We start from the raw sequence: 12223 nt of genomic DNA on the forward strand, positions 1-12223 counted from the left end.
GAAGGGCACAAAGATCACAAAGTTAGACGTTGACAACTTTGTGATCTTTGTGCCCTTCTTTGTGGCCTTTGTGCTTTAAAAATGTCGCTCATTGTCACCTTGGGGGCTTTTGTTCACTATATGTTACGCTTTAGTGTTTTCCCGCAACGTCACAAAATACATATCAATCCTATCCTTATTCCGGTCCTTAAATTGCCCATGTAGTTCCCCACTGAACTCGCCATTCAACAAACGGTATGACGTTTCCGATACATTGACCTTTCCGGCTGCCCCTTCTGACTCCATCCGAGAAGCAATATTGACGGTATCGCCCCAAATGTCGTAAGCGAATTTTTTGGTGCCCACCACTCCGGCCACTACCGGACCGGTATGGATGCCAATCCGTGCTTCAAATGCGGGCAGGTTTTGTTCGCGGCGCTGGATGGCTGTTTCGTTTAAAAACTGTTGTATGTCAAGCGCTGCCTTCACCACCCGGCTGACACTTTCCCTTGGACTGCTGTCAATACCTTCTTCCATACACATGTAAGCATCTCCGATGGTTTTGATTTTTTCCAAACCATAGCGGTCGATGATGGCGTCAAAGGCCCGAAAACAGTAGTCAATTTCTTCAACGAGCTGCTCTGGCTCCATTTGCTCCGCAATGCTGGAAAAACCTTTAAAATCGGTGAACATGACCGTTACATTATCGTAGCGGCGGGCGCTGGCTTTGCCTTTGGTTTTGAGTTCTTCGGCGGTTTCGGCGGGTAAAATATTGAGCAGCAGTTGATCCGATTTGTGCTTTTCATCCTCCAATTCGCTAGTGCGCATCCTGACCAATCGTTCCAGGGCTTTTTCCCGTTTGCGGATGGTGTAGATGCGGTAGCGCACAAAGGCATAAAGTCCTCCAAAAAACAAGACGACACAGGTGATGATAAAAGTCCAGGATTTGTAAAAAGCCTGCTCAATGATCATTTCGATTTCCATTTGGCTGGCCTTGTTCAGGCTGCCCGCCGTGATGGCTTTGACCTTAAACACATAATTCCCAGCGGGGATGTTGCTGTACATCACCATGTGTTCGTTGTCGAAAGGGGTCCAGTTCCCTTCATAGTTTTCCAGCATGTAGGCAAAGCGGTTCTGGTTGGGTTCGCGGTAATTGGCTACCGCAAAGCTCAGGGTAAAATAGCGGTCGCGGTTGCGCAAAAACACCGAACGTTGTTTGTTGATCCCGGCGGTCCGGGTGAAAATGGTATCCCGATCCCCACTATAATGGGTGAATTTGGTAAAAAGCATCGGGGCCTCGTAAGCTTTGCTTTCTTTACGCCAAAACTGTGGCCCTGGAAAAAAGGCATTTACCCCGTCCAAACCACCGAAATACAATCGGCCATTGCTGGTTCTTAAGGCCGCAATGCGGTTGAATTCGTTGTTGGACAAACCATCTTGTTCCATAAAGGGCAAAAATTGCTCCCGTTTGATGCTCAAGCGGTTCAGGCCCAGGTAAGTACTGATCCACAGGCAGGAATCTCCTTCCGGTAAAATGGCGGTAACGATGTCGTTGGACAAACCCGATCGCCGATTGTAGTTGGTGCTTTGGGCAGTTTTAAAATTGATTTTTTGCAGGCCCTTATCGGTTCCAACCCACAACACTCCCCGCCGATCCTCGTAAATGCAATTGATGCGGCGAGGGTACACCTCCACCGGGCTGCCTTTGCCAGTGTAAAAATGCTTTCGTTTTCCGGTTTTGAGGTTCAATTGATAGAGGCCCTGATCCATTGTTCCAACCCATAAAATGTCTGGAGTTCGCCCAGGGTGCAAAAAACTGATTTCGCCTAAGCGGTCGGTCCAGGCGCCTTGATTACCCCGGTAACGTTGTAGTTTTTGCTTTTTAGGATCGTACTGGTACAGATTAGCGCCGTAGCCGAACCAGATCATACCTCTACTTCCAACGGCTACTACGCCCCCGATTTCTCGATCAGCATCGGCAAAAAGTTTGCTTTGTTTTAGGGTTTTGGGGTTGATTTTCCAACCATTACCCGTATACAAATGCCCCTGATGGTAAACCAAACCAAAGGGCAAATTGGAAAAATTGTGGTAAGGAAAAAGTGGACGCAAAGCGTTAGAGCGTGGATCCAATACGTGAATAGCGTTGTAGTAAGACAAATAAATGCGGCCTTCCTCATCCTCCGCCATGCCTCGAATGCTACATTGCAAATCCCGGCAGTCTTCATTTCCCCCACTCAAATACTGGGTAAAGAGTTTTTCCGATTCCACAATTTTGATCACTCCATAGTCACTGGCCACCCAGATCACCCCCGATTGATCCCGAAAAACCTGGCGGTAATTGGGCATGGATTTGAGCAAAAAGCGCACTCGTTCATCGTAGTTTTCCAGCACATTGCTTTGGGTGATGAAGTGCCAGAGTTTGCCCTGCCCCGCCAGCCAAATGTTGCCCAGGGGGTCGATCAGCATGGAATTGTACAAACCACCTTGGGGAATATATTGATTGATGGCATGCAATTCGAGGGCAGCCTCCGGGTTGCTGAGGGTATACACCTTGCCCGTAGCCGTCAAAATCCACAAGCGCCCACCCGTGGCATGCAGATGTACTGCCCGATTGCTTTCGGTAGCCGGACCAGGCAGCGTGATGACTTTTTCTTTGTTGCCCGTTTGGGGCGACAACAACCACAATTCATTGTTTTGGGCACCTACAAAAATGTAGCCATTGAATTGGATGATGGGGCGCCGGGGGGATTTGCCCTTTAAGTCGGCCACCTTGTGCAGCTTGCCGTATTCATCCAGTCGTTGTAGCGATACCTGGCCCGTTTTATCTTCCAAGGCGGCCATCCACAGTGCGCCTTGGGTATCGTGAAAGAGATTGTGTGGCGTGAGGGAAGTTTTACTGGCCGAATGGGTCTTGTCTTCGGTATGTTGGTGCAGGTGATGGGTCTGGATTTGGTGAAACTCGGTGTAAAAGGCACTCACATGATTTTGCCCCGCCAACCAAAGTTCATTGCTCCGGCCAATGGTCATGTCTGAAATGGCATCCAGAGGTAGTGAGCGTTTGCTGTCTTTGCGGCTGCTGTAGCGTTCAAACTCGTAGCCATCAAAGCGGTTGAGGCCATCCATGGTGGCCACCCAAATGAATCCGCTGTTGTCTTGAGCAATTTTGAACACATCACGGTGGCTAAGTCCATCTTCGAGGTTGTATACTTTGAACTGGTATTGAGCGGATTGGGCGATGAGTGAACCACTGGCCACACCGCAACAAATCATCCATCCCCACAATACAAGGCGCATACAATGTTTCATCATCAAATTAACTCAATAGTTGCCAAACTAAGGATTTTTTCTAGTAACGAAGTTTTGGGCATAAGCTTTTTATCAATATGTCTAAAAAGGGCAAATAAATTAAACAACAAGCTAAGGGGCGAGAAAAAATGAGTGTTCATTTTGCCAAAGGACTAGATGAGTAAACGTTTCATTTTAAGTGTCTCATCTAATCCTTTGGCTCAGGAAAAATGAACACTTATTTTTGCCCCACTACTAAAGTCCGATCCTTTCTTTTTTCCCAAAAATATCCTACTTTGGTCGGAGGAAGCTCTATTATATGGAAACCACTCAATCTCCGCCACAAAATCTGACTTCGGCTGCCGAAAAATACGTCAAACAGTATTTTCGCGATCACATCGACGAGAAATACTTCTACCATAATTTTCAACATACCTGCGATGTGATTGAGGCAGCGCAGCGTTTGGGGACTGGTTATGCCCTATCCAGCAATGATACCGAAGTGTTGATTATCGCAGCCTGGTTTCATGATACTGGTTACGATCAAGGGGCTGCTGGTCACGAAGCACGGGGACAAATCAATGCCCGGCGCTTTTTGGAATCACATGCTTACACCGAACAAAACATCCAAAGGGTGGAGCACCTGATTGAAGCCACCCAAATCAAGTTCCAGCCACGCAATCTCTTGGAAGAAATCATCCGCGATTCAGATTATAGCCACCTGGGATCGGAATTGTACTGGGATCGTTGTAGCAGGGTGCGTCAGGAACTGCTCATGACCCGGCAAAGCTTCATGAACGAAGAGGAATGGGTCCAAAATGAACTGGATTTCATCACCAGCCACCATTACCATACCGAGTTGGGCCGTCAGTACTTCGACAATGGCAAGTTCAAAAACATCAAACAACTCAAAAAATACCAACAGCGCATCGTGCCTTCAGAAGGCAGTGAAGAGGAGCGCAAGTGGAAAAAACAAAAGAAAAAAACTCAAAAAGAGCTGAAAGAACTCAACCTGGGCCGAGGTGTCGAAACCATGTATCGCAACACCTATCGAACGCACTTGAACCTGAGCGCCATTGCCGACAACAAGGCGAACATCATGCTCAGTATCAATGCCATCATCATGTCGATCGCGATTTCAAGTTTGATTCCCAATTTTAATACCCATCCAGAATTGATTTTGCCGACTTTTTTGCTGTTGGCGGTTTGTTTGAGTGCTTTGGTTTTTGCCATTTTGTCCACCCGGCCAAAAATCACCAAAGGAGAATTCACCCGCGAGGACATTGCCAAAAAACAAACCAACCTGCTGTTTTTTGGCAACTTTTACAACATGAAGCTGGAAGACTTTGATTGGGGCATGAAGGAAATGATCCAAGACCGCGATTTTTTATACGGCTCCATGACCCGCGACATCTATTTTTTAGGAAAGGTACTCGCCCAAAAATACCGCTTTCTCCGCATCTGTTACAGCATCTTTATGTTTGGTTTGATCCTGGTCGTCATTGCTTTTGGCCTCGCACTCTGGATCAATCGTTACCGTAGTTGATTTATGAAAGGGAAAATTCAGCTTTTTGTTCTGGTTTTTAGTCTGGCTTGGAGTTTTTTACTCAGCAGTCAAAGCAGCTCGCCTCTTTTGCTCATTCCCGACCGGGTTTTTGACGGCCAAGTGATGCAGGAATCCTGGGTGGTTTTGATTGAAAAAGACAAAATTAGTGCGGCAGGTCCAATTGCTTCAATTAAGGCTCCAGCCAATACTCGGCGTTTGGAATTGCCGGGTACTACCCTTTTACCGGGACTCATCGAAGGCCATTCCCATCTGTTGTTGCATCCTTACAATGAAACGTCCTGGAATGATCAGGTATTGGTGGAATCCGAGGCAGAGCGGGTAGTACGGGCAACCGTGCATGCGCGCAAAACACTCGAAGCAGGCTTTACCACCGTACGTGACCTGGGCTCGGAAGGGGCTGGTTACGCCGATGTGGGTTTGAAACAAGCCATTGAAAAAGGCATCATCCCTGGCCCACGGATGTTGGTGGCGGGCCCAGCCATTGTTGCGACCGGGAGTTACGGGCCCAAGGGTTTTGCGCCCCATGTGGATGTGCCTTTGGGCGCCGAGGAGGCCGATGGGCACGACAACCTCATCAAGGTAGTCCGCGAACAAATGGGCAAGGGTGCTGACGTGGTCAAGGTCTACGCCGACTACCGCTGGGGGCTACGTGGGGAAGCCCGAGCTACTTTTTCCCTCGAAGAATTACAATTGATGGTCAAAACGGCTGCCAGCAGTGGGCGTAGCGTCGTTGCGCACGCGGGCACCGAGGAAGGCATGCGCCGAGCTGCCCTGGCCGGAGTGGTAAGCATAGAACATGGCGACGCGGGTACACCCGAAGTTTTTAAACTAATGGCGGAAAAAGGCGTTTCACTATGCCCTACTTTAGCAGCGGGAGATGCGATTTTGCAGTATCGGGGCTGGCGCAAGGGCATTGATCCAGAGCCAGAGCGCATCGTGCAAAAACGCAAAAGTTTCAAACAGGCGCTGGATGAGGGCGTAACCATTCTGGCAGGAGGTGATGTGGGTGTATTTACCCATGGCGACAATGCCCGTGAACTGGAAATGATGGTGGATTATGGTATGAAGCCTTTGGAGGTTTTAAAATCGGCCACTTCCACCAATGCAAAAGTGTTTGGGCTGTCGGCCGAATTAGGAGCCATCCGCCCTGGTCTGTTGGCCGACCTGTTGATCGTAGATGGTCGCCCCGATCAAAACATCAGCGATTTGCGCAAAATCCGACTGGTCATGAAAGGGGGAATTATAGTTGTTGAAAACAAGAACAAATGAACAATAGCAACTTGTGGATCAAGCGCTTGTTGTACACCGCTGGCATCCTGGCTTCTGTTTCCATGGCCGTGCGCATGGCTGGCGCTAATCCACATTTTCCAGCCTCGTCCAAAGAGGCGTTTTTGCTGGTCAATCTTTCCTGGGGTTTTGGCCTCAGCATCGTCATTGTGTATGTGCTGAGCACTTTTGCGCTCAAGCGGCCACTGGCGGCGATTGCGTTGTTGGGCTGCGTGACGATGTTGGTGTTGGGGGGATTTTTGTATTGGGTGGGGTGATGTTACTCCCCTTCCTTATCAAAATACGCCTTCACCACCTTCGCCTTCGCCATGCCCAGCACCTCAATCAACTCCGAAGCCAATGCCTCACGCACTTTTCTTACTGACCCAAAGTGCGTCAGCAGCTTTTGAGCCGTTTTTTCCCCTATGCCCGGAATGTTGTTCAGTTCGGTATCGATGAAATTTTTGGAGCGCTGGTCGCGGTGAAAAGTAATCGCAAAACGGTGCGCCTCGTTGCGGGCCTGTTGGATCAACTTGAGCGATTCCGATTTTTTGTTGATGTACAGTGGCACTGAATCACCGGGAAAAAAAATCTCTTCCAATCGTTTGGCAATGCCCACAATGGTCATTCTGCCGGCCAGGCCCAATTTATTGATGCTTTCCATCGCTGCACTTAGTTGGCCTTTGCCACCGTCGATGATGACCAATTGGGGCAAAGACTGGTTTTCCTCCAGGAGGCGGCGATAGCGGCGGAACACCACCTCTTTCATGGTGTCAAAATCATTGGGGCCGATTACGGTTTTGACTTTGAAATGGCGGTAATCCTGTTTGGAAGGTTTAGCGTTTTTGAACACCACGCAAGAAGAAACCGGGTTGCTGCCCTGGATGTTCGAGTTGTCAAAACACTCGATATGCATCGGCAGTTCGTTCATTTGCAAGTCGGCCTTGAGGGTGCGCAGGATGCGTTCGGCGGGCGTCTGGCGTTTGGTTTTGGTGGCTTCATCACGTTTTTTCTGGGCGCGGTAGTATTGTACATTTTTGAGGGAAAGCTCGAGGAGTTTGCGTTTTTCACCAATTTTGGGCACCGTTACCATCAGGTTTTTATCGGTTACCTGCACCTCAAAAGGCAGGATCAACTCCGGTGCAATGCTGTTGAAACGCTCGCGAATTAGCGGAATGGCGTACGCCAATAAATCTGCCTCTTCCTCCTCCATGTTTACGACCAATTCCTGCATGTGGGTATGAATGATCACCCCGTTGACCACCCGCAGGTAATTGACGTAGGCCTCTTTTTCATCACTCGCAATCGAAAACACATCCACATCCCGGATGCTGGAACTGACCACGGTACTTTTCGCCTGATAATCTTCAAAAGCCGTCAATTTCTCCTTGATGTCTTGGGCTTTTTCAAACTCCATTCGCTCAGCGTATTGGTGCATCAAACCCTTGAAGTGTTGGATCACGGCTCCAAAATTTCCCTTGAGGATGTTTTTGATTTGTTCAATTTTGGCATTGTAGCTCGACTCATCCTCGTGGTCTTCGCAGGGGCCCTGGCAGTTTTTGATGTGGTATTCCAGGCACACCTTGAACTTACCGGCGGCAATGTTTTCGGGGGCCAAATTGAGTTGGCAGGTACGCAGGGGAAACAATTGGCGCAACAAATCCCAAATGATTTGCACCCGTCCCTTGTTGGTGTAAGGACCAAAATAAGTAGATCCATCCCGAATGACCCGGCGGGTGAAAAACACCCTGGGGAAATGTTCTTTTTTGATACAAATATAGGTGTATGACTTATCGTCTTTGAGCATCACGTTGTAGCGTGGCTGGTGCTCTTTGATAAAAGCGCTTTCGAGCAGGAGGGCATCGGTTTCGGTTTCGACGATCGTGAATTCGATGCGGCTGGCATTTTTGACCATCAAGCGGGTGCGAAAGAGGCGATCCTTTCGTTCTCCGAAATAACTCGTCAGGCGGTTTTTCAGGTTTTTGGCCTTGCCGACGTATAAAATGATGTCCTCATCGTTGATGAAGCGATAAACCCCTGGATCTTTGGGGACGGTAGCAGAGATTTTTTTGAAGTCTTCAGTCGTCATTATTGCAATACAATTTGCCGGGCACTGATCCGATTTTGCGCATCGAGTACTCTTACAACATATGCACCCCGCGGCAGGTTCCCACAATTGACCTGCAAGGTGCTGGCATCAAACTGTACGCCGCCCATGCGCTGCCCCATCAGGTTGTACAGCTCCAGTTGGGTAATGCGCAGGCCGTTACTCACTTGCAGGCGAAAGCTCTGCTGGGCGGGGTTGGGGATGATGTCGATGTGGTAGTCTGAACCTTTGGGGTCATCGATGCCAACGGTAAAGTTACAAGCCTGAATGTTGCTGACCACTTTGGCACGTACACTGGCCAGCTTGCTGTACACATTGCTGCCGGGGCATTCGGTCGCACAACCGTCGCGGTGGCCACAAACGTGGTTCAAATCCAGGGTACTCCGGGCATGGATGGATTTGGTCAAAGGATCAAGATTTGAGTTGCAACTTTTCCAGGCCAGTACATTGGCCAGGGTATTCAACATCGCGTCAGTAGGTTCCACTTCTTGAAAGTTACCGAGTAGGCACACTCCCATGGTACCCGTATTGGTGGCGCAAAAGTGGGCGCCAATGACGTTGTTGCCACCACCTCGGCCTTCGTACAACACGCCATTGGGGTCGATGAGGTAGTTGTAAGCTACGTCGCAATACAAGCGGGTATTCACGTGAAAATCCCAGATGCTCAACACGACTTGCGCCCAGTTGTTGGAAGTGTTCACCCCGGCGGAATGGTGCACCACCAGGTGCGTAACGGCAGCATAACCCGGCGATGGGCAAGGGCTGGGTGCACCCCAGGTATCTCGTCCGACCATTTGGGGCAAAGGGCAGGGGCAAGAGCGCAATTCGGGCAACACTGGACCAAGGTTGCCTGGTTTTACAATCAGTGAAGCAGAACCCGAATTTTGGGGTAAAACCGGATTGAACAAATTGATTTGGATGCCTTCGGGCAAAGCTTGGCCCGCTGGTTGCAGCACCCGGAGTTGAATACTTTTTACCCGCGCTTCCAATTGTTTCATTTCGGTAGCTTCTACACTGGATTCTTCTTCTCCGTGCCGATCAACGGGTAAAGCTTTCCATTCGCTCCATTTGTTGCGTTTTTTTTCACGGTATTCAAAACTCAGGTTTGTGTTGGCGCTGATGGTTTTCGGCCAGTTGAGTGCCAGCGTGAAGAAGTTTTCTACCCGATCGGCAAATTTGATCTTGAGGGGTTTGAGGGTGGAAATGGTTTGGGCATTGCGTAGCGAGGATTCGCCGGCTACCGTGCTTTGGACTTGTTCGGCCGTAATGGTTATTTTTTTGCGGTTAGGGCTGGTTTCTTGTGCAGTGCTCCAAAATGGAAATAAACCGCACAAAAGGAGGGAAAGGAGAAGGGTTTTTTTCATGGTTAGGCTATTTTTTAGGAAAAACCAAAGTAGTGGGGCAAAAATAAGTGTTCATTTTCCCTAAGCCAAAGGAATAGATAAGGCACTTAAAATGAACCGTTTACTCATCTATTTCTTTGACAAAATGAACACTTATTTTTTTATCGCCCAAAGTTAAAACTCCTGCAAGTATTCTTTCAATTTATTCAACTGCCTTTTGTCGCCCAAAACAATAAAGCTGGTATTGGGAAGGAGAGTGGCATCTGCGGACGGATTGATGTGGTAATACCCGGTAGCATCCCGAAAGCCGATGACGTTGGCCCCCGTATTTGGCCGAATTCTCAGCTCACTTAAGGTAAGCCCCCGACACTTAGCCGGGGCATTTTCATAAGCCAATTCTTCAAATCCAATATCTGAACTGTGCTCATTGGTGATGAAGGAAAAAAACTCTACCGCTCCTGGTTTGGACACCAGGGTGGCCATGTAGAAACCCCCAATTTGTTCAGGCATCACCACGTGGTTGGCACCAGCCAGCATGAGTTTTTTTTGCGACTTGGGGTCTTTGGCCCGGCTGATGATGTCGAGCTGCGGATTGAGCTGTCGGGCAGTTAGTACGATGAATACATTGTCGGAATCTTCGGGCAAAGCGGCGATCAGTGACCGAGCGCGAGAAATTCCTGCTGCTACCAGAGCCTCATCGTGCGTAGCATCGTCTTCGATGTACAAAATTTCCTGCGCAGCCCCCTGGATGGCTGCAATCCGCTCGGGGTTGATGTCGATGATGACAAAAGGGATTTTTTGCTGCAAAAAATGTTGGGTAATCTCCCGGCCGTATTTGCCATAGCCACAAACAATCACGTGGTTGGACAGTTGCTCAATGGATTTTTTAACTTGATTCAGGTGCATGGTTTTAAAAATTTCTCCTTGAATGACATAGTAGGAAATAACCGATAAAATGTAGGCAAACACCCCAATGTTGAATAAAATATAGACTGAAACGAAAATTTTTCCGGTATCATCCAGCTTTTTTACCTCGGTAAAGCCAACCGTAGAGATGGTTATCACTGTTTGGTAAAAGGCGTCAATGAATTCAAACTGCTCCAGCCACATAAACCCGGTAATCCCAATCAACAGATCGATGAAAAAAATGGCAATGGCGAGGTTGAAATCGAGGATGGTACCGGGAATGGGATTCAGTTTCCAGGAAATCCATTTGTGGTTGTTGACAGCACGATTCAAAAATGCCATGGGTTTGTTTGGATTAAATACTCCAGTAATGTAAAAAAATGGCAGAATATTAGTGCCAAAAAGTTCGGGATTATTTTGTAGTCTTGATTGAGAAAGTTTAGAAGGTTGAGGGAGGTTGAGGCTGCCGCGAGCGTTTTTGACAAAGACCTTGTCCAAGTCGCTGCGGTAGCCTCAACCTTCTCAACCTCCCTCAACCTTCTCAACCATACATTTTCACACCTGAGTAATACGACATCAATGAAGCATTTGTTTTACCTGTGTTTTTTTATGGCCTTCCTGCCACTGGCAGCATCGGCCCAGACCCAAACTATGGATTTTGAAAAATACGATCCACCGTCATCCTTGGTCGTACCTGAGCACAAAATTACCCGCTCCAAATTCCCATTCCTGGACGTGCACAGCCACCATTGGAACATGGCCACCCAGGACTTGACCATACTGGTTCGCGAAATGGATTCGCTCAACATGGGCATTTGTATGAACCTGAGCGGGCGGGGTGGTGCAGCCCTCAAGGCCATCACCGACAACGTCAAAAAGTACAACCTGGAACACCGGATTGCGGTGTTTACCAACCTGAGCTTTAGAGGCATCGACGAGCCCGACTGGACCAGCAATGCCGTCAAACAAATTGAATTTGACGTTAAAAATGGTGCGAAAGGTTTAAAGATTTTTAAAAGTTTGGGCCTGTCCGAAAAAGACAGCCAGGGCAATTACATCCACATCGACGATCCCCGGATCGACCCCGTTTGGGCCAAATGTGGTGAACTGGGCATCCCCGTACTCATCCACACCGCCGACCCCAAGCAGTTCTGGGAACCAGTGGACGAAACCAACGAACGTTGGTTGGAACTCAAACTCAATCCCGGTCGCAAACGTACGGATACCACTCCTGCACCATTTGATACGCTCATCAAGCAACAACACAACGTATTCAAAAAAAATCCAAAAACTACCTTCATCAACGCCCACTTCGGTTGGTACGCCAACGACCTGACCAAACTAGGCCAGTTGCTCGACATGTATCCCAATATGTATGTGGAGTGTGGGGCGATCATCGCGGAACTGGGTCGCCAACCCCGGGCCTCAGCGGCGTTTTTTGAGAAGTACCAAAATCGGGTGTTGTTTGGAAAAGATGCTTATCACCCCGAAGAGTATCCGACTTATTTCCGGGTGCTGGAAACTGCGGACGAATATTTTCCCTATCACAAGCGTTACCACGCTTTTTGGCGGATGTACGGCATGGCCCTGCCGGATAAAATTTTGAAGAAGGTGTATTATGAAAATGCGCTGCGAATTATTCCAGGCTTGCAGCGGAAAGCGTTTGAGAAACAATAAAAGGTTCCAGCGTTCCTAGGTTCCAAAGTTCCATCTGGTCACTGAGCGAAGTCGAAGTGCCGGATGGAACTTTGGAACCTAGGAACGCTGGAA

8 protein-coding genes are annotated in these 12223 nt (G+C 48.6%); 4 read left to right on the forward strand and 4 right to left on the reverse strand.

The genetic code is table 11. The annotated features are described in order from the left end of the window. Positions 1-123: 123 nt before the first annotated feature. The gene (locus ACEW9O_RS04780) at positions 124-3273 is read right to left on the reverse strand and encodes an adenylate/guanylate cyclase domain-containing protein (RefSeq protein ID WP_373548990.1); all 3150 of its coding nucleotides are present in this window, start codon (positions 3271-3273) and stop codon (positions 124-126) included. 310 nt (positions 3274-3583) lie between these two features. Here ACEW9O_RS04780 and ACEW9O_RS04785 point away from each other — a divergent pair, with 310 nt between their 5' ends. Genes ACEW9O_RS04785 through ACEW9O_RS04795 form a run of 3 tightly spaced genes read left to right on the forward strand, consistent with a single transcriptional unit; the run spans position 3584 to position 6375 of the window. Beyond that, positions 3584-4810 carry a Pycsar system effector family protein gene (locus tag ACEW9O_RS04785; RefSeq protein WP_373548991.1) on the forward strand — a complete coding sequence of 409 codons (1227 nt, stop codon included), beginning with the start codon at positions 3584-3586 and terminating at the stop codon, positions 4808-4810. Between the two features lie 3 nt (positions 4811-4813). Then, positions 4814-6100, forward strand: a complete 1287-nt coding sequence (locus ACEW9O_RS04790; RefSeq protein ID WP_373548992.1) for an amidohydrolase family protein — start codon at positions 4814-4816, stop codon at positions 6098-6100. Further along, entirely contained in the window at positions 6097-6375 is a 279-nt protein-coding gene (locus tag ACEW9O_RS04795; protein WP_373548993.1) for a hypothetical protein, read from the forward strand. Before ACEW9O_RS04790 ends, ACEW9O_RS04795 begins: the two co-directional genes overlap by 4 nt. 2 nt (positions 6376-6377) lie before the next feature. On the opposite strand, the gene uvrC is transcribed toward ACEW9O_RS04795, so the two are convergent. From uvrC to ACEW9O_RS04810, 3 genes are all read right to left on the reverse strand, one after another. Then, positions 6378-8186 (reverse strand): excinuclease ABC subunit UvrC, encoded by a 1809-nt coding sequence (gene uvrC, locus ACEW9O_RS04800; protein ID WP_373548994.1) that lies wholly within the window; start codon positions 8184-8186, stop codon positions 6378-6380. Then, on the reverse strand, positions 8186-9568 hold the full coding sequence (locus ACEW9O_RS04805; RefSeq protein ID WP_373548995.1) for an N-acetylmuramoyl-L-alanine amidase: 1383 nt from the start codon (positions 9566-9568) through the stop codon (positions 8186-8188). Before ACEW9O_RS04805 ends, uvrC begins: the two co-directional genes overlap by 1 nt. Positions 9569-9721: 153 nt before the next feature. Then, positions 9722-10795, reverse strand: coding sequence for a TrkA family potassium uptake protein (locus ACEW9O_RS04810; RefSeq protein ID WP_373548996.1), 1074 nt, complete (start codon positions 10793-10795; stop codon positions 9722-9724). A 237-nt stretch (positions 10796-11032) separates the two neighbouring features. Here ACEW9O_RS04810 and ACEW9O_RS04815 point away from each other — a divergent pair, with 237 nt between their 5' ends. Next, positions 11033-12130, forward strand: a complete 1098-nt coding sequence (locus tag ACEW9O_RS04815; protein WP_373548997.1) for an amidohydrolase family protein — start codon at positions 11033-11035, stop codon at positions 12128-12130. The last annotated feature ends 93 nt before the right edge of the window (positions 12131-12223 follow it).

This window comes from Haliscomenobacter sp. (assembly GCF_041740695.1).
GTDB lineage: Bacteria > Bacteroidota > Bacteroidia > Chitinophagales > Saprospiraceae > Haliscomenobacter.

Coding starts and splice junctions, on each gene's coding strand:
- ACEW9O_RS04780 (WP_373548990.1), bottom strand. CDS start 3,273: ATGCGCCTTGTATTGTGGGGATGGATGATTTGTTGCGGTGTGGCCAGT.
- ACEW9O_RS04785 (WP_373548991.1), top strand. CDS start 3,584: ATGGAAACCACTCAATCTCCGCCACAAAATCTGACTTCGGCTGCCGAA.
- ACEW9O_RS04790 (WP_373548992.1), top strand. CDS start 4,814: ATGAAAGGGAAAATTCAGCTTTTTGTTCTGGTTTTTAGTCTGGCTTGG.
- ACEW9O_RS04795 (WP_373548993.1), top strand. CDS start 6,097: ATGAACAATAGCAACTTGTGGATCAAGCGCTTGTTGTACACCGCTGGC.
- uvrC (WP_373548994.1), bottom strand. CDS start 8,186: ATGACGACTGAAGACTTCAAAAAAATCTCTGCTACCGTCCCCAAAGAT.
- ACEW9O_RS04805 (WP_373548995.1), bottom strand. CDS start 9,568: ATGAAAAAAACCCTTCTCCTTTCCCTCCTTTTGTGCGGTTTATTTCCA.
- ACEW9O_RS04810 (WP_373548996.1), bottom strand. CDS start 10,795: ATGGCATTTTTGAATCGTGCTGTCAACAACCACAAATGGATTTCCTGG.
- ACEW9O_RS04815 (WP_373548997.1), top strand. CDS start 11,033: ATGAAGCATTTGTTTTACCTGTGTTTTTTTATGGCCTTCCTGCCACTG.